This window comes from Streptomyces sp. NPDC026062, assembly GCF_055568375.1.
Window position 1 is genome coordinate 160,754 of sequence record NZ_JBVHOQ010000014.1, and the last position, 20,095, is coordinate 180,848.

Sequence of the window (20,095 nt, forward strand, 5' to 3'; positions counted from 1 at the left end):
CGTCCGCCAACTCCAACTCCGGCTCCGGCTCCGGCTCCGGCTCCGGCTCCGGCTCCGGCTCCGGCTCCGGCTCCGGCTCCGGCAACGATCGAGGCCTGCCTGAACCCGGCCGTCTCCCGACACCGATCCAGGCCTCCGATCGACGCCTTCCTGACCCGGCCGCCCCGGAGGCCGGTCCAACCCGACCCGACCCGGCCCGCCCCTCCGACGCCGTTGCCCCTCCTGACCGGCTCCCGCCGACGCCCCGGCCTCCGACGACAGCCCCCTGCCCGGAGCCTCTACGGCCCCGCCCGCCGCCGCCGAGGCCCCATCCGCCCCCTTCCGGCCTCTTCCGGCCCCCGCACCCTCCGGCGCCCGTCCAAGCCCGTTCCGGCCCACCCGCTCACCCGTCGTCCGGCCACCGACCCAGCTCGTCCTGCCCCACCCGCCCGTCCGCCCGTCCGCCCTCCGGCCCAGCACGCGAACCGCCGGCCGCACCACACACAACGGCCGGGGCCGGACACCTCACGGTGTCCGGCCCCGGCCGACGACAGCAATCAGCGCACGCTACTTCTTGCGGCGCCGCCCACCACCGCCACCGCTCTTCTGCGCCTTGCGACGCTCCGCCCGCGTGAGCCCGTCCGACTCGGCCGAGCCGGCACCGTCGCCGTTGGAGAAGTCGCCCTCGACGACACCACCCTCCCCGTCCACCGTGGGAGCGGAGAAGTGCAGCCGGTCCGGACGCTGCGGAGCGTCGAGCCCCTTGGCCCGGATCTCCGGACGCGCCGCCGGAACGGCGTCCTCCTTGGACAGCGACGTCGCCGCGTCCTGCACAGGAACCTCCTCGACCTGCTGCTCCACCTGGACCTCCAGGTTGAACAGGTAGCCGACGGACTCCTCCTTGATGCCTTCCATCATGGCGTTGAACATGTCGAAGCCCTCGCGCTGGTACTCGACCAGCGGGTCCTTCTGCGCCATGGCCCGAAGGCCGATGCCCTCCTGGAGGTAGTCCATCTCGTAGAGGTGCTCACGCCACTTTCGGTCCAGGACGGACAGCACCACACGCCGCTCCAGCTCACGCATGATGTCGGAGCCGAGGGTCTTCTCACGCTCGTCGTACTGCTCGTGGATGTCGCCCTTGACGGACTCGGCGATGAACTCGGCGGTGACACCGGCAAGATCCCCGGCGGCCTCCTCCAGCTCGGCAACCGTGACCTTCACCGGGTAGAGCTGCTTGAACGCACCCCACAGCCGGTCCAGGTCCCACTCCTCGGCGAACCCCTCCGCCGTCTCCTGGCGGATGTAGTCGTCGATCGTGTCGTCCATGAAGTGGCGGATCTGGTCCTGCAGATCCTCACCCTCCAGGACCCGGCGCCGCTCGCCGTAGATGACCTCACGCTGCCGGTTGAGCACCTCGTCGTACTTCAGGACGTTCTTACGCGTCTCGAAGTTCTGCTGCTCGACCTGGGACTGCGCCGACGCGATCGCCCGGGTCACCATCTTGTTCTCGATCGGGACGTCGTCGGGCACATTGGCCATCGACATGACGCGCTCGACCATCTGCGCCTTGAACAGACGCATCAGGTCGTCGCCGAGCGAGAGGTAGAACCGGGACTCGCCCGGGTCGCCCTGACGGCCGGAACGACCGCGGAGCTGGTTGTCGATACGCCGCGACTCGTGGCGCTCGGTACCGAGGACATACAGCCCGCCGAGGTCCTTGACCTCCTCGAACTCCGCCTTCACGGCCTGCTCGGCCTTCTCCAGCGCCGCGGGCAGCGCGGCCGCCCACTCCTCGACGTGCTCCACGGGGTCGAGACCGCGCTGGCGCAGCTCGGCCTCGGCGAGGTCGTCCGGGTTGCCGCCCAGCTTGATGTCGGTACCTCGGCCGGCCATGTTCGTCGCGACGGTGACCGCGCCCTTGCGGCCGGCCTGGGCGACGATCGTCGCCTCACGGTCGTGCTGCTTGGCGTTGAGGACCTCGTGCTGGACACCGCGCTTGGAAAGCTGCTGCGAGAGGTACTCGGACTTCTCGACCGAGGTGGTGCCGACCAGGATCGGCTGGCCCTTCTCGTGCTTCTCCGCGATGTCGTCGACGACGGCGGCGAACTTCGCGACCTCGGTGCGATAGATCAGGTCCGACTGGTCGGCCCGGACCATCGGGCGGTTGGTCGGGATCGGCACCACGCCGAGCTTGTAGATCTGGTGGAACTCTGCGGCCTCGGTCGTCGCCGTACCGGTCATGCCCGAGAGCTTTCCGTAGAGGCGGAAGAAGTTCTGGAGGGTGATCGTGGCGAGCGTCTGGTTCTCGTCCTTGATGTCCACCCCTTCCTTCGCCTCGATCGCCTGGTGCATGCCCTCGTTGTAGCGGCGGCCGGCGAGGATACGGCCGGTGTGCTCGTCGACGATCATGACTTCGCCGTCGATGACGACGTAGTCCTTGTCCTTCTTGAAGAGCTCCTTGGCCTTGATGGCGTTGTTGAGGTACCCGACGAGGGGGGTGTTCACCGACTCGTAGAGGTTCTCGATGCCCAGCCAGTCCTCGACCTTCGCGACACCGGACTCATGGATCGCGACGGTCCGCTTCTTCTCGTCGACCTCGTAGTCGCCGGTCTCCTCGATGCCCTTGAGCGGGTTTCCGGCCTCGCCCTTGGTCAGGCGCGTGACCAGCTTGGCGAAGTCGCCGTACCACTTGGTGGCCTGGTCGGCGGGGCCGGAGATGATCAGCGGCGTACGGGCCTCGTCGACCAGGATCGAGTCGACCTCGTCGACGATCGCGAAGTTGTGACCGCGCTGGACGAGCTCGTCCTGCGCCCAGGCCATGTTGTCGCGGAGGTAGTCGAAGCCGAACTCGTTGTTCGTGCCGTACGTGATGTCGCAGCCGTACTGCTCGCGGCGCTGGGCCGGAGTCATGTTGGCGATGATGCAGCCGACCGTCAGTCCGAGGAACTTGTGGACCCGGCCCATCAGCTCCGAGTCACGCTCGGCCAGATAGTCGTTGACCGTGATCAGGTGCACGCCCTTGCCCGAGAGTGCGTTGAGATACGCGGGCAGGGTGCCGACGAGGGTCTTGCCCTCGCCGGTCTTCATCTCGGCCACGTAGCCGAGGTGCAGGGCAGCGCCGCCCATCATCTGGACGTCGTAGTGGCGCTGTCCGAGGACCCGCTTGGCGGCCTCACGGACAGTCGCGAATGCCTCGGGAAGCAGGTCGTCCAGGCTCTCGCCGTCCGCGTACCGTTCCTTGTACTCGTCGGTGAGCGCCCGCAGCTCGGCGTCGGAGAGGTTGACGAAGTCCTCTTCGATGGAGCTGACCTGGTCCGCGATGCGGTGCAGTTTGCGCAGGATCTTGCCTTCGCCTGCACGCATGAGCTTGTTGAAGACGGACACTGAGGCTGGTCTCCTTGCCGGTCGGGCCTGGCACTGGGTCGTGTTATGGACTCTGGCGCGGGCACGGCAGGTGGGCCCCACCGCAACGGCCATCGTAAGCGAGGACCCCGCCGCGCCGGGAGGGCTGCCACTGCGTTGACCTCGCAGCGCCCTCCCGGATCAACGGACGAAGGGTGCCGAAGGTGCCGGGAAGCCCGAAAAGTACTCGCCCCGCTCCCGCTCGATCAGCAGAATCCGTACATGGAGCCGATCACTCTCACCACCGACCGCCTGCTGCTGCGTCCCTTCGTCCCGGGCGACGCGGAGGAACTGCACACGGCCTGCCAGGACCCCGACATCCAGCGCTGGACGGTCGTCCCCTCGCCGTACACCCGCGCCGACGCGGAGCTCTTCGCCCGGCAGCTCTCGCCCGGCGGCTGGCAGGACGACTCCATGTACAACTTCGCCGTGACGGTACGCGGCAGCGGCGCCGTGACCGGTGCGCTCGGTATCAACCGGCGCACCGGTCCGGGCACGTACGAGGTCGGGTTCTGGACCGCGAGGGGGCACCGCGGTCTCGGCTACACGACGGAGGCAGTCCTCTGTGCCGCCCGCTGGACCTTCACCGCGCTCGGCGGGGACCGGCTGGAGTGGCGGGCCGAGACCGGCAACCACGCGTCGCGGGCCGTCGCGCTGCGCGCGGGCTTCCGGATGGAGGGCGATCAGCGCGCCGGAGTGATCAACAAGGGTGTGCGGCGCGACGCCTGGACCGGCGCCCTGCTCCCGTCCGACCTCGGCCTGCCCGGCACCGACACCTATCTGCCCTCCGCACCCTCCCTGCCCGGCACCGCCGCCTACCTCCCGCCCGCCCCCGCCCGCCCATGAGGGGCCGTGGCGGGCCCACGAAGGGCCGGGGCGGCCGCGGGAGAGGCCCGGGGACGGTCCTGCGAGAGGCAGGCGGCAGAGGGCAGCCCGTCGGTCTCCCGCGAGCGGCCTGGGCGGCCGGGATGCATCCATGTCAGTGCCGCCCTCTAGGGTGCGGAGCATGACGTCTGTGCAGCCTCCCGCAGCCGAGCTCTCCGCCGACCAGGCCCGCAGGATCGCGCTGCGCGCCCAGGGCTTCCTCGGCGCCCCGGACCGCCGGGCCGGGGTGTCCGGGATCCTGCGGCACCTCGGGGCCGTGCAGCTCGACACCATCTCGGTGCTCGCGCGTTCACACGAACTGATTCCCTACGCCCGCCTGGGCGCGGTCGACCGGCGCACGGTCGAGGAGGCCTACTGGTCGGGTGGCCGCGCCTTCGAGTACTGGTCGCACGCGGCCTGCGTCCTGCCGGTCGAGGAATGGCCGCACTTCGCCTTCCGCCGCCGCGCCTACCGCGCGCGCCCGCAGTGGCACCACGACCTGCCGGACGGCGCCTACGACACCGTGATCAGGCAGCTGCGCGACGAGGGCCCCCTGACGGCGACGGAACTGGGCGGCGCGAAGAACGGCGGGGAGTGGTGGGACTGGTCCGCCTCGAAGGTGGCCGTCGAGCGCGCGCTGATGTACGGCGAGGTGGTGTGCACCGAGCGGCGCGGCTGGAAGCGGGTCTACGACCTCGCGGAGCGTGCCCTGCCCGATGCCGTGCTCCACGACGATCTGGACGATGCCGAGTGCCTGCGCCGGCTGGTGGCACTCGCCGGGCAGTCACTGGGCGTGGGCACCCGCGCGGACATCGCCGACTACCACAGGCTCAAGGGCGAACAGTTCGACGCCGTGGTGGCCGACTCAGGGCTGGTCCCTGTCACGGTGCGGGGCTGGGCGAAGCCGGCCTGGGCGGATCCGGCCGCGCTGGCCGCCGAGCCGCGCGGACGCCACCGCACCACACTGCTGTCACCGTTCGACTCGCTGGTCTGGGAGCGTGCCAGGACCGAGCGGATCTTCGGCTTCACCCACCGGCTGGAGGCCTACGTTCCCAAGCCCAAGCGGATCCACGGCTACTTCGCGATGCCGCTGCTGGCGGGTGGCCGGCTGCGGGGCCGGGTCGACCCGGCACGCGAGGGCACGACGCTCGTCGCCCGGCAGGTGTCCCTGGAGGACGCCAAGGCCGTGGCGCCGATGGCACAGGCGCTCGTGGAAGCCGCGTCCTGGGTCGGCTGTACCGAGGTCCGGCTGGAGCGGGTGGACGCGCCGGAGCTACGCGGACCGCTCACCCGGGAAATCTCCCGCGCCCTGGCGTGACCGCGCATTCCCGGGGCTTTCCTCCCCGGGCCCGTCACCTGATCTCGAGGATCTTCTCCCGCATGGCATAGACCACGGCTTCCATCCGCGAGTGCAGCTGGAGCTTCTCCAGAATGTTGCGGACGTGGTTCTTCACGGTGTTCTCGGAAATGAAGAGTTCCTTCGCGATATCCCGATTGTTCATGCCCGTGGCAACCAGTTTGAGGACTTCCAGCTCACGTTCGGTGAGCCGGGGCGCCGGAACCAGTCGGCGCTCATCGGTCCGCTGGATCATCGATTTGAACTCGGTGAGCAGTTTCGACGCCATGGAGGGGCTGATCTGGGACTGCCCGTCAGCGACCGCGCGAATCGCGGTGGAGACCTCGTCCGTGGAGATCTCCTTGAGGAGATAGCCGGTGGCACCCGCCTTGATGGCGTCGTAGAGATCCGCTTCCTCGTCACTGATCGTCAGCATGATGATCTTCGCGCTGGGGGCCACCTCCTTGATGGAGGTGCAGGCCTCGATGCCGCCCCGCTTGGGCATGCGTACGTCCATCAGGACGATGTCGGGCAGCAGGTCGGCGGCCTTGTCGACCGCCTCCGCCCCGTCGCCCGCCTCGCCGACGACCTGGATGTCCTCCTCCTGCGCGAGGACGATCTCCAGGCCCCTGCGGAACAAGGCATGGTCGTCGACCACAAGGACCCGGATCGGTTCCTTACGGGAACCGCTGTCGTCGTCCGCACCGGTGCGGGCACCGGCAGCGTCGTCGGCATCATTCGCATCGCGCACGGGCCCGAAGGTGTCCGCCATCGTTCCTCCCCCTGAAGGCCACGGCCTGAAGTTCACAAGCTGTCTGCCAACGGCAGTTCACAGAACACCGATTGGCCTGGGCCGCCATGATTTCATGCCTGAACGTCGGAACGGTGATCCCGTGGTCGCACGAAGGTGCCCCTGGGGGCGCACAGGGCGCTCCAGGGGCACCACGAAGTGGTGGCGTCAGCCGCCGAGCGCACCGCCCGCGCCGCCCGCCTCATCAGCGGCCAGCGGGTCGGTCCTCAGGTGGATGACACCGTAGTCGTACGCGTGCCGCCGGTAGACGACACTGGGTTCCTTCGTCTCGGAATCGACGAACAGATAGAAGTCGTGACCGACCAGCTCCATCTCGTAGAGCGCCTGGTCGAGCGACATGGGTGCCGCGACGTGCGTCTTCTCGCGCATCACCAGCGGACCTTCGCCCTGTACCTCGAGCGATCCGATCCTGGTGGTGGGCACGGACTGTGCCGATTCGTCGGCGACCAGCTCACCGTCGCCGTTGAACGACGCCGCGTCCGGCACCATTTCGCCGACCTCCGCAGCGGGGATGCGCCCTGTGCCGCGGCGGCTGTAGCGCTTGTCGTGCTGCTTGCGCAGCCGCGCCTCCAGCTTGCCTGTGGCCAGATCCAGCGCTGCGTACGGGTCGCCTGCGGCCGCTTCTGCCCTGATGACGGGTCCACGCGAGCGGAGCGTGATCTCCACCCGGTCGGAACGGTCCGCCTGGCGAGGATTCGGCTCCTTGGACACCTCCACGTCGAGGCTGATCACCTTGCCGTCGAACTTCTGGATCTTGTCCAGCTTCAGCTTCTCGGCCACGTGCTTGCGGAACCGCTCGGGCACCTCGGTCTTGCGGCCCTTGACGACGATGTCCACGCAGAACTCCGTTCCCGGATCGCTCCGCTCAGCGGCGGAGCATCTCCCTTTTGCACCAGGCCCCGGTGTTGGCCGGAGCCGCGGACTCGGTGGCTTCCACCTCCTCCTCCCCCGCCGGCAGGGCCTCCACCCCACCGAATACCCGGTTCTCGAACTCCGGTGGGTCGCCTGCCCGAAACCTGGTGGTCCATTCGTCGAGGCCTGGCATTCACCATTCCTCACAACTGAACATAGCCTGCCCCGACGGATGTCGGCACCCGCTACTCGCACGTACCTCCGTTCAGGTCTTTTTACCCACTCACTACCTGCAACGATGCAAGTTCAGTTCCAGTTCCGGTTTATTTCGAAGGCGGACGGAGAAGCTGCGACCACGGCCGCGTGACGCACCCCCGAACCGGTGCCCTCCCAGCCCCTTGCTGCTTCGATCGCCCGCGCGGCCTCGGCCAGCGAGGCACCCGTCGTCAACAGGTCATCCACCAGCACCACCCGACCGGCGGCAAGCAGGCGTCCGCCCCCGGCCGCGACCCCCAGAGCACCCGCCAGGTTCGCCCGGCGCTCCCGGGCCCCGAGCCCCGCCTGGTCGGCCACCGGGCGTCGCTGCCGCAACACCCCGGCCACGCGGGCGGACGTGCCCGTACGCCGCAGTTCGGCCGCGGCGGCCAGGGCGATCCTGCGGGCTGGATCATGGCCGCGCGCGGCGACGGCCCGTCGCGCGGACGGTACGGGAACGAGCAGGAGAGGTCCGGCCCCGGCCGGCATCCCCGATCCGGCCCTCACGGCACCCGCCAGCGCTCTGCCGACGGCTCCGGCGAGGCCGAGCACCCCCCGCTCCTTGTGGGCCAGCAGTACCGCCCTCACCGCGTTCTCGTACGCGGCGGCCGCATGCACCACCGGCAGATCCGGAGGCTCAGGATCGGGGCTCACCCGGCGCGGCACCCCGCCGTACAACTGCGCGCGGCATTCCTCGCACAGCTCGGTCCGCGGCCTGCCACAGCCTCCGCAGTCCACCGGCAGGACCAGTCCGGCGATCTCCCGCCACCACCCGCGCATGACTCCACTGTGCACGCGGGCGGGGCAGCCCGGCCACCCCTGTGGACAACGCCCCGGGCAGCCCCGCCGCGACGCCCGCCACAGGGCGGCTGCGGGCCTCAGCCCGGATAGACCAGCGCCGAACCTTCCTTCAGGACGGTCTGCCAGTTGTCCCCCGGCAGCAGTTTCACTATCCCGTCGCCGACCGTGTCCGCCATCAGCGGCAACTGTTCGTCGTCCGCCGCCGCGATGGCCCGCACCTGATTGACGCCGGGCAGCACACCCGAGGAGGGTGTCGACCCGTCCGCCTGCACATAGCGGACCTGCTGCACCCCTCCCTGCACCTTGCCGACCACCACCAGGCGGCTGCCGCCCGACCACGACATCGCGGTCACATCGGCCAGCTGCGGGGCTGCCTGCCGCAGGTCCACCACGGAGACCTGCTCCTTGCCCTGCGGGCCCTTCCGCTCGATCCGGCCGATCTTCAGCGTCGTCGTCCCGTCCTCCCGCGTCAGCAGCAGGGCGATGCGCACCCCGTCCGAGGACAGGCGAAGGGCCGATATCCGGCCGCCGTCCAGGCTCGGCACGGTGACCTCCTGGGGCTTGCCCGTGCCGCCGGCCAGGCGCAGCAGCCGTGAGTTGCCGGGGTCGCGGTCGGCGATCCAGAGGTCGCCCCTGCCGTCCCAGCTGGGCGCCGTCAGCCGGTCCTTGGAGTGGCCGGCCTTGCTCGTCACCGCCGGGGCGGGAAGCTCACCGTCCACAGCGATGGAGGAGACGTAGAGCGCGTCCCCGTGCTGCGAGAGGACCGCAGCCGTCTGCTCGTCCCGGGCCACACCGACTGCGCTCACCTGCAACGACCCGCTGCCGAAGGGACCGGCCACCGGCTCCGGCTCACCGCTGCCCCTGGTACTCCCCGGAATACGCTCCACGTGCCCCTTGGCATCGACGAAGTACTGGCTCTGGGGCCCGCCCGACGATCCGTCGGGGGCGTACTCCTCGGCCTGGTCGGCCCCCAGCACGCAGAGCGACGATCCGTCGGAGCGCTGGAGCTCCACCTGCTCGACGCGTGCGGACGTCAGGTCCCGGAGGGTGAAGAGCACCTGCGAGGCCATCATCCGGCAGGAGCGCTGCCCAACTCCGTCGGCCTTCTTGTCGAGCGGGACCTTCAGCACGTTCCGGTCGTCGGGGGTGAGGGAGGTGGCGCCCTTCCGCAGCCCGGTTCCGGCCGGAAAGCGGGATGCGACCACGGGCCGCAGCCAGTCGGTGGGCCCCCTCAGAAGGCTGCGAACGGCCTGCGTCACCGTGTCCATTCCGGTGGCCGGATCGGTCCGGTTACGGATGTAGACGGGGTCGGCGACCAGCGTGGACTGTGCGTCGGTCCGCCCGGTGGCGAAGTAGAACTTGTTGACGGAACGGTAGAGCCGCTTGAAGTCCGACTGCCCGAGAACCAGGCCGTCCGGCACCATGTCGATGCGCCATTCGTTGCCGTCCGGACCCTTCTGCCGCACCAGGTGCAGGGTGCTGGAGTAGTCCGCGGGCGCCAGCGGCTGGTAGGCGTTCTGGTCGTCGACCGTCGCCACCTTCTCGCCCGTCAGCGTGTAGCTGACCTCGTCGGTGCCTCGGTCGCTGTCATGGACCGGCCGGTCGCTCCGGTTGGGCGCCTTGGCCAGCACCGTGGTGAGCGCGCTCGGCTTCCAGCCGCTCGACGCCTTTTTCGTGAGGTACTGGCGCGTGGTCCTGAAATCGGAGTCGTCGCTGGTCATCGACTCAAGGAAGCCGTCGACCACCTCGTTCGGAGTGGCGCCGTCGCGCGGAGCGACCGCGTACACCTGCACCTGGGAGTCGCCGGGCTGCGAGGCGTCCACGGCCTTGACGTCCCCCGTGACGGGCATCGAGCCGCATGCGGACAGCAGCACGGCGCCGCACCCGAGCAGCACGGTCGCCCCCGCCGTACGTCCACGGCCGCCCTGACGACGGTCAGTGACCACGAGTCGTGTCCTCCCGCCCCGGATCCTGCCCCGGAGAGTCGTTGTGACGGCCGGGCCGCTCCTCGGCGGGACGCGGCACCACACGTGCCCCGTTGCCCGGCAGAGCCGCCGGATGCACCGAGGCCGGCGCGGTCCGGGCCGGCATGGATGCGCGGGCCGGTACGGGCAGCGCCGCTCGGTCCGTGCCGCCCGGCTGCGAGGGCACCGCCACCAGCCGGTGGTCGCTGCCGCCGGCGGGAGCGGCCGCGTCCCGCAGCCGGTTCTCACGGTTGCGCCGCGAGTCCTCGGGCTCCAGAGGTATCGGCGAACCACGCAGCGGTTCGTCCGCCGTACGCGGCAGCGTCAGCCGGAACTGCGAACCTCCACCGGGCTCGCCCCAGGCCTGGAGCCACCCGCCGTGCAGCCGGGCGTCCTCGACAGCGATGGACAGACCGAGTCCGGTACCGCCCGTTGTCCGGGCGCGGGCCGGGTCGGCCCGCCAGAAACGGTTGAACACCCGCGTCGCCTCGCCGGGCTTCAGCCCCACCCCGTAGTCCCGGACTGCCACCGCGACCGCTCCACCGGCCACGCCCATCCGCACCACGACATCGCGTCCCTCGCCATGCTCGACGGCGTTGACGACCAGGTTGCGCAGAATCCTCTCGACCCGTCGCGCGTCGGCTTCGGCGATCACCGGCTGTTCGTCGCCGACCACCCGGATCCGGGTGCCCTTGCGCTCGGCCAGCGGCTCGGCGCCACCGATCACCCGTCGCACGACTTGCCGCAGGTCTATCGGCTCCGCCTCCAGAGCCGCCGCACCCGCATCGAACCGGCTGATCTCCAGCAGATCCGACAGCAGCGACTCGAAGCGGTCGAGCTGGTCCCCGAGGAGCTCCGCGGAACGCGCCGTGACCGGGTCGAAGTCGACGCGTGCCTCGTGAATCACATCGGCCGCCATGCGCACGGTCGTCAGTGGCGTCCGCAGCTCGTGCGAGACGTCCGAGACGAAGCGCCGCTGCATCCTGGAGAGCTCCTCCAACTGCTGGATCTTCAGCTGGAGGTTCTGTGCCATCTTGTTGAACGCCTCACCGAGCCGGGCGATGTCGTCCTCGCCGGTGACCTTCATCCGCTCCTGGAGCCGGCCCGCCGAGAGCCGTTCCGCGATCCCCGCCGCCATGCGTACGGGGGTGACGACCTGGCGCACCACGAACCACGCGATCGCCCCGAGCAGCACGACCACGAACAGACCCGCGGTCGCCAGCGTGCCCTTGACCAGCGTCAGGGACTTCTCCTCCTGCGTCAGCGGGAAGACGTAGTACAGCTGGTACGGATTGCGATCGATGTCGTAGAGCCGCTTCCCCACGACCAGACCGGGCTGCGATTCCTGCCCGTTCGCGTACTTGATCTGCGAGTACGTCTGAAACGCTCCCGGGCCCTTGTTCACCGACTCGCGCAGCTTCTGCGGAATGCTCGCGGTCTCGACGCTGCCGGAGCCGCGGGGTGCACGGGACCCCTCGTCGGCGCTGAGCGCCACCACGTTGAACGCGTTCTTCCCACCACTGGCGAGCTGGTCGACGAGCTCGGTCCGCCAGGAGTTGTTGGCCGTCGAGCCGTCTGCGGCGTCACCGCCAGGCGTGGGGGTGAGCGGAGCGTTCGCCTTCTCCTGGGCGGCCGCGAACCCACCGGCGGCCTGTGTCTGGGCAGCCTTTCCCTTGGCCTCCAGCAGGCCGTTGCGCACCTGCCCGATCACGACGAGGCCGAGCAGCAGCACCACGCCGAGCGACATCAGCAGCGTGCCGGCGACGACCCGCAGCTGGAGGTTGCGCCGCCACAACCGCACGGCGGGCAGCAGCGGGCGCCGCACCCACCGCATCAGCAGCCGTGGCAGCGGCCCGCCGGGCGCCCGGTCATGGAACAACCGGCCGCCCCGCAGGAAACGCCCGACCGAGGACGACGTGTGCCCTGAACCGGCAGCCCGCTCCGCACGGACTCCCGGCTCCCCGGGCTTCGGAGCAGTGCTGCCCAGGGACATGTCAGCTCGGTCCGGCCTTGTAGCCGACGCCTCGGACGGTCACGACGATCTCCGGCCGTTCCGGGTCCTTCTCGACCTTGGAACGGAGCCGCTGCACGTGCACATTGACCAGACGGGTGTCGGCGGCGTGCCGGTACCCCCAGACCTGCTCAAGGAGTACCTCACGAGTGAAGACCTGCCACGGCTTGCGTGCGAGCGCGACCAGCAGGTCGAACTCCAGCGGGGTCAGGGCGATGGACTGCCCCTCCCGCTTCACGGAGTGCCCGGCCACATCTATGACCAGATCCCCGATGGTCAACTGCTCCGGTGCCGGTTCCTCGGACCTGCGCAAACGTGCCCTGATCCGGGCAACCAACTCCTTAGGTTTGAACGGCTTGACGATGTAGTCGTCGGCCCCTGATTCCAGGCCCACCACCACGTCAACCGTGTCGCTCTTGGCAGTGAGCATGACGATCGGCACACCGGACTCGGCCCTGATCAGCCTGCAGACCTCGATGCCGTCCCTACCGGGCAGCATGAGATCCAGCAGGACCAGGTCCGGCTTTGCCTCACGAAATGCAGCAAGTGCCTTGTCGCCGTCCGCTACGAACGACGGCTCGAACCCCTCACCACGCAGCACAATCCCGAGCATCTCGGCCAGTGCGGTGTCGTCGTCGACGACAAGGACGCGTCCCTTCATAAACGACATCATCCCATTAGCTAATCGTTACCTGCGATGATCTGGCACACAGCTCCGCCAGTCCGGCCCCTGTGACCGGGGAGATTACGCCCTCTTCCGTCACGATCGCGGTGACCAGCTCCGGAGGCGTGATATCGAAGGCGGGGTTGTACGCCGGGGTTCCCACCGGCGCCACAGGAACCCCACCAGCTCCCCTCCCCTCAACCCCCCACTGCGGCGATGTGAGCTCGGTCACTTCACTCGCCGACCGCTGCTCCACCGTGATGGACGCACCGTCCGCGGTGTGGAGATCCACGGTCGTGGTCGGGGCCACCACGATGAACGGTACGTGGTGATACTTCGCGAGCACCGCGAGCGGATAGCTCCCCACCTTGTTGGCCACGGATCCGTCCGCGGCGATGCGGTCAGCCCCGATCAGCACGGCATCCACCTCCCCTGCCGCAAACAGTGACCCCGCCGCGTTGTCCGTGAGCAAGCTGTACGGCATGCCGTTGCGCGCCGCCTCGTACGCGGTCAGCCGGGCTCCCTGCAGCAGAGGGCGGGTCTCGTCCACCCACAGGCGCCTGAGCCGGCCCGCCCGGTGCGACCCGAGCGCGACCGCGAAGGCCGTTCCCTCACCCCCTGAGACCAGCGCCCCGGTGTTGCAGTGGGTCAGCAACCGATGACCGCCGCCGGGCAGCAGCTCGTTCAGGAGAGCAAGCCCGAACCCGGCCATCTGCCCGCTGGCCACGGCGTCTTCCCGGTGCAACGCCCGCGCCTCACCCAGCGCCGCTGCCGCTGCCTGCTCGGGACCTGCCCCCTTGTCGACAGCCGCCCAGTACGCGCCGGCGGCCCGCCGGACCCCGTACCCGAGATTCACCGCGGTGGGCCGCGCCTGCTCCAGCATCGCGGCGGCCTCCGCCACGTCGTATCCCCGCACGGCTGCGAGAGCCACTCCGTAGGCCCCCGCGATGCCCAGCAGCGGCGCTCCGCGCACCGCCAGCGTCCGGATCGCCTCCACCAGGGCGGGAACGTCGGTGCACGCCAACTCTGCCTCCTCCACCGGCAGCCTCGTCTGGTCGAGAAGCACCAGCACAGGCCCTTCCGGAGGCTCGTCCCAGCGAAGTACGGAAAGCACGGCGGGCTCGCAGCCCCCCGGCGATTGCGCGTCCTGATCAGCCATCCGCCCAGTCTGCCCCGTGAGCCGCCCGCGCATGAAGGAACGAAGGAGATACAGCGCCAGTCCCGGACTGGTGCCACGCGTGGCACGATGGCTGCCAACCTGACGCCCCGATGCGCGGACAGGACCGTGAAGGAGCGAGAATGAACGACACTCCGGGCTGGGCCTCGCCCGGATCTGCCCCCTCCGACGACCAGGAGACAGGCGTCCCCCGGCCTTCCGAACCCGTCGACGGCAACGGGCCTGCGGGAAACTGGTCTGCCACGCAGCCGCCCGCAGCGCAGTGGTCCCCGCCGAGCTCTTCCGGAACCGGCCCCGGCACGCCGCCTCCCTATCCCGGCTGGGGCGTACCCCCGCAGGGCCCGGGCTGGGGACGCCCGCCGGCTGCGGCCAAGCCCGGTGTCATCCCTCTCCGGCCGCTGGGCGTCGGCGAGATCCTGGACGGCACCGTTTCCACCATGCGCGCGCACTGGCGCACGGTCCTCGGCATCACACTCGCCGTCTCCGTGATCGCCCAGACCGCCAACCTGCTCGTGCAGCGGTACCTGTTGCCGGAGCCCCCGTCGATCGACCGGAACGCCACCGGCTCCGAGGCCCTGCGCCAGGCCACCGAGTCGCTCCGCTCCAGCCTTCTCAACACCGCCCCGTCCCTGCTCGTCCTGATGCTCGCCACGATCTTCACCACCGCGGTACTGACAGTGGTGATCAGCCGCTCGGTGCTGGGCCGTCCCGTCACGCTCTCCGGAGCGTGGGCCGAAGCCCGGCCCAGGCTGTTCCCGCTCCTGGGGCTGACCTTTCTGCTGGCCGCCATGGCCGCCGCCATCATGGCCGTGGGAATCCTCCCGGGCTACCTGATCGGCGACACCGCGGGCGTCGGCCTCGCCTTCATCGGAATGCTCGCCGCGGCCTGTGTGCTCCTCTGGCTCATGGTCCGTTTCTGCCTCGCGTCCCCGGCCCTGATGCTGGAACGGCAGTCGATCACCGCATCGATGCGGCGCTCCGCCAAACTGGTCCGCGGCGCCTGGTGGCGGACGTTCGGCATCCTCTCGCTCACCTGGCTGCTGACGCTCATCGTGACGCTGGTGATCGGCATCCCGTTCGGCCTCGTCGCGATGGCCGTGGACAACGGCGGCCTCAGTTCCTTCCTCACCGAGGGATCCACCAGTTTCGGCTGGCCGTTCCTGATCGTCTCCGCCATCGGCGATGTGGTCGTCGCCACGATCACCTATCCGCTGTCCGCCGGTGTCATGGCCCTCCTCTACGTGGACCAGCGCATCCGGCGCGAGGCGCTCGATCTCGAACTCGCCAGGGCAGCCGGTCTGCCGGGCTACGACAACAGGAGCTGACACCGTGTCGGGGGCGGGTGGCACAACGGGAGCTGCGGCAGAGCGACTGATCCGCGCGAGCGGTGACATACCCGTGGACATCCCACGGGTGCCCGCCCGCGAGGCGGCACAGCGCGAGCTTTCCAAACCGATGTACCACGAGAACGATCCGAACCCTCTCCAGAGTGCTCTGGACCATCTGTGGAGCTGGATCGGCGACCTCTTCTCGTCCGCATCCGGCGCCGCACCGGGCGGGCCCGCAGGACTGGTCGTACTCGTCCTGATCGTCATCGCTCTTGCCGCCGCGCTCCTGTGGCGCCTGGGCACCCCACAACGCGGCCGTAAGGCAGCGGACGCCCTCTTCGCGAGCGGCCCCCACAGCGCGCCGGAGCACCGCGCCACCGCCGAGGCCCACGCCGCTGCCGGCCGGTGGATCCCAGCCGTCCAGGAGCGGATGCGTGCCATCGTCCGTTCCCTGGAGGAACGCGCCCTGCTCGACGCCCGCCCCGGACGCACCGCCGACGAAGCCGCTGCGGAAGCGGGCCGCACACTCCCGGAGCACGCCGCACGACTCCGGGCCGCGGCCCGGACCTTCGACGACGTCACATACGGCGGCCGCTCAGCCGACGAGCAGGCATATCTGACCGTGCTCGCCCTGGACCTCGACCTCGAGTCCGCCGCACCGCGACTCTCCGGCATTCTCCCGGGGGCTGTCGAGTGACCACGACCACCACCCGTTCCACGTCTGTCTCCCCCACTCCGCGCCAGGTCTGGATCCGCGCTCGCGGAGTGCTGCTCGCCCTCCTCGTGCTCGTCGCCGCAGGAATCGCCCTGGCGGCCACTCGGTCGGGGGATCAGCACGGCAGGCTCGACCCCCGCTCCGCGGACCGTTACGGAAGCAGGGCCGTAGCCGAGCTCCTCAAGGACCGTGGTGTTTCCGTCCACGTCGTCACCACGCTCCAGGCCGCCACGTCTGCGGCCGGCCCCGATGCCACACTGCTCGTTGCCACCCCTAATCTTCTGACGCCGCATCAACAGAACCTGCTCCGTGCAAGGACCATCGGCACGGGTGGCCGGACGGTGCTCCTGGCCGCAGGCCCGACCTCGGTCGACGCGTTGGCCCCCGGCGTCCGCGCCAAACCATCTGCCCCGGTTTCCACACGGGCCCCGCAGTGCTCGCTGACCGCCGCGCGCCAGGCCGGTGACGCGGAGGCAGGGGGCTTCCGCTACACCTCGGACGGACTCGAAGCCCTCGCCTGCTACCCGGCCGACGGCCTTCCTTCCCTCCTCGTACTGGAGCAGCCGGCATCGGGTGACACCGTCCTGCTCGGATCCCCCGACTTCCTCTACAACAACCGTCTGGACAAGGACGGCAACGCCTCCCTGGCCCTCCAACTCCTCGGCTCGCGCCCACATCTGGTCTGGTACCTCCCCTCGCTCAGTGACTCCTCCACCACAGACAGCGCCCACGACAAGGACAACGGCACGAGCGGCGACAGCGCCGAGGACGAAAGCGGTTTCATCGATCTCATCCCGTCGGGCTGGCTCTGGGGAACCCTTCAACTCGCCCTCGCCGCCGTACTTGCCGCCATCTGGCGTGCCCGGCGTCTGGGCCCGGTAGTCGCCGAAGCTCTGCCCGTAGCCATCCGCGCCTCCGAGTCCACCGAGGGCCGTGCCCGCCTCCAGCGCAAGGCCAACGCCCGCGACCGGGCAGCCGACGCGCTGCGCGACGCCACCCGTACCCGCATCGCTCGCCTCATCGGCGTCTCCCCGCAGGACGCGCACTCCCCAGCGACGCTCCTCCCCGCTGTCTCGGCACACCGCGACCCCGGCGATACCGACCTCTACCAGCTGCTCTTCGGCACGGCCCCCTCCGACGACACCGCTCTCGTCCTTCTGGCAGACCAACTCGACACCCTCGAAAGAGAGGTCCGTACCTCATGAGCGCCCCGCCCCCCATCCCAACCGGGACAACCGGGACCGTCAGCGGCGACGCGGCGGCCCGCGCCTCCCTGGAAGCACTGCGCTCCGAGATCGCCAAGGCCGTGGTCGGCCAGGACCCGGCAGTCACCGGTCTCGTCGTCGCACTGCTCTGCCGCGGTCATGTCCTGCTCGAAGGGGTCCCTGGCGTGGCCAAGACCCTCTTGGTCAGAGCGCTCGCAGCATCACTCGAACTCGAAACCAAGCGCGTCCAGTTCACCCCCGACCTGATGCCCAGCGACGTGACCGGCTCACTCGTCTATGACGCCCGCACCGCCCAGTTCTCCTTCCAGCCCGGTCCGATCTTCACCAACCTTCTGCTCGCCGACGAAATCAACCGCACTCCTCCCAAGACGCAGTCCTCCCTCCTGGAGGCCATGGAGGAACGCCAGGTCACTGTCGATGGAATCCCCCGCCCCTTGCCGGAAACCTTCCTCGTTGCAGCGACCCAGAACCCGGTGGAGTACGAGGGCACATACCCTCTCCCTGAGGCCCAGCTGGACCGCTTCCTACTCAAGCTGACGGTCCCGCTTCCGTCCCGCGATGACGAGATCAACGTTCTGACCCGCCATGCGGATGGCTTCAACCCCCGTGACCTGCAGGCGGCGGGCATACGCCCGGTCGCCGGGCCGTCGGATCTCGAGGCGGCACGTACTGCTGTCTCCCGGACCGCTGTCTCTCCTGAGATCGCCGGCTACGTCGTAGATATCTGTCGTGCCACGCGTGAATCCCCCTCACTCGACCTCGGAGTCTCCCCCCGTGGCGCCACTGCTCTCCTGTCCACAGCCCGGGCCTGGGCCTGGCTGACCGGCCGCGACTACGTCACCCCTGATGACGTGAAAGCCCTTGCCCTCCCCACGCTTCGGCACCGCGTCCAACTGCGGCCCGAGGCAGAGATGGAGGGAGTCACCCCGGACTCCGTCATCACCGCAGTTCTCGCCCACGTCCCCGTACCCCGTTGAGGCGGTGAATGGTGGCCCTTACCGGACGCACCGCCCTGCTCGCCGCCCTGGGGTCACTCCCTGTAGGCATTCTGGCCCCGAGCTGGACGGGCATGCTCGCGGTCAACGCCCCGCTCTCACTAGCTATTCTGTGCGACTATGCCCTGGCAGCGCCAGTGCGTACGCTTCGGTTCACCCGATCCGGCGACACAACCGTTCGACTCGGTGACAGCGCCGAAGTGCAACTCACCGTAGTCAATCCTTCCCGCCGTCGCCTGAGGGCACACCTTCGTGACGCGTGGCCACCCAGCAGCTGGCTTCCGGGCACGGACCAGGCCGTGTCTCGTCACAAACTTGACGTCCCGCCAGGCGAGCGCCGTCGTGTCACGACATTTCTGCGCCCTACCCGCCGCGGTGACCGCCAGGCCGAGCGAATCACCATTCGGTCCTACGGCCCATTGGGACTCGCAGCACGCCAGGGCAGTCATCACACCCCCTGGAAGGTGCGTGTCCTGCCCCCCTTCACAAGTCGCAAGCACCTGCCGTCCCGCCTCGCCAGGCTGCGCGAGCTCGATGGTCGCACAAGCGTCCTCACCCGGGGTGAGGGGACGGAATTCGACAGCCTGCGCACCTACGTCCCCGGTGACGACACCCGCTCGATCGACTGGCGGGCCACTGCACGCCAGTCAGCGGTCGCTGTACGTACCTGGCGTCCTGAACGTGACCGTCACATCCTCATCGTCCTTGATACCGGCCGGACGTCGGCAGGCCGGGTGGGCGATGTTCCTCGTCTCGACGCGTCAATGGACGCGGCACTGCTCCTCACTGCCCTTGCCACCCGTGCCGGCGATCGTGTGGACCTTCTCGCCTACGACCGCCGTGTGCGGGCCCAGGTCCGAGGCCGCGCAGCCGGAGACATCCTGGCGGCGATGGTCGACGTCCTGGCGCCACTGGAGCCGGAACTCGTGGAAACCGACTCACGCGGCCTGAGCGTCGCCGCGCTGGCCAACGCTCCCCGAAGTTCCTTGATCGTGTTGCTCACCAGTCTTGAGGCGACGCCTGTCGAAGAGGGGCTGTTGCGCGTACTCCCGCATCTCACTCAGCGGCACACTGTGCTGCTGGCTGCCGTGAGCGACCCGCACGTCGAAGACATGGCAGGTGCGAGAGGAACAGTGGACGCGATCTATGACGCTGCCGCCGGTGCCCGGGCTCAGGCTGGTCGGCGTCGAACTGCGAGTCAGCTACAGCGTCATGGTGTGGTTGTCGTCGACGCTACACCGGACAACCTCGCGCCGGCCCTCTCCGATGCCTACTTGGCTCTCAAGGCAGCAGGTCGGCTGTAGCGTCACCGGCCGGTACACGAGTCAGCGGCTGCTACAGGGAGCCATACCACTCCGGCCGTCCGGTATCCGTTCCCGGCACGTTCTGGTCGTGAACGCAGAAAAGCCCCGTGCCACAAGGGCACGGGGCTTTTCCACAATGATTGTTCGGCGGCGTCCTACTCTCCCACAGGGTCCCCCCTGCAGTACCATCGGCGCTGAAAGGCTTAGCTTCCGGGTTCGGAATGTAACCGGGCGTTTCCCTAACGCAATGACCACCGAAACACTATGAAATTAACCAACACCGGAACAAAACACGGCCGTTCGTTATTTCAGAACTAACACAGTGGACGCGAGCAACTGAGGACAAGCCCTCGGCCTATTAGTACCAGTCAGCTCCACCCGTTACCGGGCTTCCACATCTGGCCTATCAAC

At 69.2% G+C, this 20,095-nt stretch carries 16 protein-coding genes and 2 rRNA genes; 7 read left to right on the forward strand and 11 right to left on the reverse strand.

Going from position 1 to position 20,095, the window contains the following annotated elements; translation table 11 throughout:
• Positions 1-546: 546 nt before the first annotated feature.
• Positions 547-3,363 carry a preprotein translocase subunit SecA gene (secA, locus tag ACZ4LX_RS15710; RefSeq protein ID WP_467644160.1) on the reverse strand — a complete coding sequence of 939 codons (2,817 nt, stop codon included), beginning with the start codon at positions 3,361-3,363 and terminating at the stop codon, positions 547-549.
• A 240-nt stretch (positions 3,364-3,603) separates the two neighbouring features.
• Between secA and ACZ4LX_RS15715 the strand changes: the two genes are divergently transcribed.
• A complete protein-coding gene (locus ACZ4LX_RS15715) occupies positions 3,604-4,227 on the forward strand; it encodes a GNAT family N-acetyltransferase (RefSeq protein ID WP_467644162.1) in 624 nt (207 codons plus the stop codon).
• A 160-nt stretch (positions 4,228-4,387) separates the two neighbouring features.
• On the forward strand, positions 4,388-5,563 hold the full coding sequence (locus tag ACZ4LX_RS15720; RefSeq protein ID WP_467644165.1) for a winged helix-turn-helix domain-containing protein: 1,176 nt from the start codon (positions 4,388-4,390) through the stop codon (positions 5,561-5,563).
• Positions 5,564-5,597: 34 nt separating this feature from the next.
• Here ACZ4LX_RS15720 and ACZ4LX_RS15725 read toward each other — a convergent pair whose 3' ends face one another.
• From ACZ4LX_RS15725 to mtnA, 8 genes are all read right to left on the reverse strand, one after another.
• On the reverse strand, positions 5,598-6,353 hold the full coding sequence (locus tag ACZ4LX_RS15725; protein ID WP_467644168.1) for a response regulator: 756 nt from the start codon (positions 6,351-6,353) through the stop codon (positions 5,598-5,600).
• Between the two features lie 186 nt (positions 6,354-6,539).
• Positions 6,540-7,229 carry a ribosome hibernation-promoting factor, HPF/YfiA family gene (hpf, locus tag ACZ4LX_RS15730; RefSeq protein WP_467644173.1) on the reverse strand — a complete coding sequence of 230 codons (690 nt, stop codon included), beginning with the start codon at positions 7,227-7,229 and terminating at the stop codon, positions 6,540-6,542.
• Between the two features lie 28 nt (positions 7,230-7,257).
• The gene (locus ACZ4LX_RS15735) at positions 7,258-7,437 is read right to left on the reverse strand and encodes a hypothetical protein (RefSeq protein ID WP_467644179.1); all 180 of its coding nucleotides are present in this window, start codon (positions 7,435-7,437) and stop codon (positions 7,258-7,260) included.
• A 113-nt stretch (positions 7,438-7,550) separates the two neighbouring features.
• A complete protein-coding gene (locus tag ACZ4LX_RS15740) occupies positions 7,551-8,279 on the reverse strand; it encodes a ComF family protein (RefSeq protein WP_467644186.1) in 729 nt (242 codons plus the stop codon).
• A gap of 98 nt (positions 8,280-8,377) precedes the next feature.
• Entirely contained in the window at positions 8,378-10,246 is a 1,869-nt protein-coding gene (locus ACZ4LX_RS15745) for an LpqB family beta-propeller domain-containing protein (protein ID WP_467644191.1), read from the reverse strand.
• Positions 10,236-12,257: an MtrAB system histidine kinase MtrB gene (gene mtrB, locus ACZ4LX_RS15750; protein WP_467644194.1), complete on the reverse strand. Its 2,022-nt coding sequence runs from the start codon at positions 12,255-12,257 to the stop codon at positions 10,236-10,238. The genes ACZ4LX_RS15745 and mtrB overlap by 11 nt, the downstream gene beginning before the upstream one ends.
• Before the next feature lies 1 nt (position 12,258).
• The gene (gene mtrA / locus ACZ4LX_RS15755; RefSeq protein WP_187282414.1) at positions 12,259-12,948 is read right to left on the reverse strand and encodes a two-component system response regulator MtrA; all 690 of its coding nucleotides are present in this window, start codon (positions 12,946-12,948) and stop codon (positions 12,259-12,261) included.
• Between the two features lie 4 nt (positions 12,949-12,952).
• Complete coding sequence (gene mtnA, locus ACZ4LX_RS15760; protein ID WP_467644197.1) at positions 12,953-14,098, reverse strand: S-methyl-5-thioribose-1-phosphate isomerase; 1,146 nt, start codon at positions 14,096-14,098, stop codon at positions 12,953-12,955.
• A gap of 140 nt (positions 14,099-14,238) precedes the next feature.
• Between mtnA and ACZ4LX_RS15765 the strand changes: the two genes are divergently transcribed.
• From ACZ4LX_RS15765 to ACZ4LX_RS15785, 5 genes are read left to right on the forward strand one after another with little or no spacing between them, the layout of a single operon-like run.
• Positions 14,239-15,441 (forward strand): DUF7847 domain-containing protein, encoded by a 1,203-nt coding sequence (locus ACZ4LX_RS15765; RefSeq protein ID WP_467644199.1) that lies wholly within the window; start codon positions 14,239-14,241, stop codon positions 15,439-15,441.
• Positions 15,442-15,445: 4 nt separating this feature from the next.
• Positions 15,446-16,141, forward strand: a complete 696-nt coding sequence (locus ACZ4LX_RS15770; protein WP_467644202.1) for a DUF4129 domain-containing protein — start codon at positions 15,446-15,448, stop codon at positions 16,139-16,141.
• A complete protein-coding gene (locus ACZ4LX_RS15775; RefSeq protein ID WP_467644205.1) occupies positions 16,138-17,364 on the forward strand; it encodes a DUF4350 domain-containing protein in 1,227 nt (408 codons plus the stop codon). Before ACZ4LX_RS15770 ends, ACZ4LX_RS15775 begins: the two co-directional genes overlap by 4 nt.
• The gene (locus tag ACZ4LX_RS15780) at positions 17,361-18,362 is read left to right on the forward strand and encodes an AAA family ATPase (protein ID WP_467644208.1); all 1,002 of its coding nucleotides are present in this window, start codon (positions 17,361-17,363) and stop codon (positions 18,360-18,362) included. The genes ACZ4LX_RS15775 and ACZ4LX_RS15780 overlap by 4 nt, the downstream gene beginning before the upstream one ends.
• Positions 18,363-18,373: 11 nt before the next feature.
• Positions 18,374-19,684 (forward strand): DUF58 domain-containing protein, encoded by a 1,311-nt coding sequence (locus tag ACZ4LX_RS15785; protein ID WP_467644227.1) that lies wholly within the window; start codon positions 18,374-18,376, stop codon positions 19,682-19,684.
• Between the two features lie 142 nt (positions 19,685-19,826).
• On the opposite strand, the gene rrf is transcribed toward ACZ4LX_RS15785, so the two are convergent.
• Both rrf and ACZ4LX_RS15795 read right to left on the reverse strand, forming a co-directional pair.
• Positions 19,827-19,943 (reverse strand): 5S ribosomal RNA (gene rrf, locus ACZ4LX_RS15790).
• 79 nt (positions 19,944-20,022) lie between these two features.
• Positions 20,023-20,095 (reverse strand): 23S ribosomal RNA (locus ACZ4LX_RS15795); the annotation flags it as partial.

Bases quoted from the DNA above. Each gene is read 5' to 3' on its own strand.
- ACZ4LX_RS15715 (WP_467644162.1), top strand. From the start codon at position 3,604: ATGGAGCCGATCACTCTCACCACCGACCGCCTGCTGCTGCGTCCCTTC.
- ACZ4LX_RS15720 (WP_467644165.1), top strand. From the start codon at position 4,388: ATGACGTCTGTGCAGCCTCCCGCAGCCGAGCTCTCCGCCGACCAGGCC.
- ACZ4LX_RS15725 (WP_467644168.1), bottom strand. From the start codon at position 6,353: ATGGCGGACACCTTCGGGCCCGTGCGCGATGCGAATGATGCCGACGAC.
- ACZ4LX_RS15735 (WP_467644179.1), bottom strand. From the start codon at position 7,437: ATGCCAGGCCTCGACGAATGGACCACCAGGTTTCGGGCAGGCGACCCA.
- ACZ4LX_RS15740 (WP_467644186.1), bottom strand. From the start codon at position 8,279: ATGCGCGGGTGGTGGCGGGAGATCGCCGGACTGGTCCTGCCGGTGGAC.
- mtrB (WP_467644194.1), bottom strand. From the start codon at position 12,257: ATGTCCCTGGGCAGCACTGCTCCGAAGCCCGGGGAGCCGGGAGTCCGT.
- mtrA (WP_187282414.1), bottom strand. From the start codon at position 12,948: ATGATGTCGTTTATGAAGGGACGCGTCCTTGTCGTCGACGACGACACC.
- mtnA (WP_467644197.1), bottom strand. From the start codon at position 14,098: ATGGCTGATCAGGACGCGCAATCGCCGGGGGGCTGCGAGCCCGCCGTG.
- ACZ4LX_RS15765 (WP_467644199.1), top strand. From the start codon at position 14,239: ATGAACGACACTCCGGGCTGGGCCTCGCCCGGATCTGCCCCCTCCGAC.
- ACZ4LX_RS15780 (WP_467644208.1), top strand. From the start codon at position 17,361: ATGAGCGCCCCGCCCCCCATCCCAACCGGGACAACCGGGACCGTCAGC.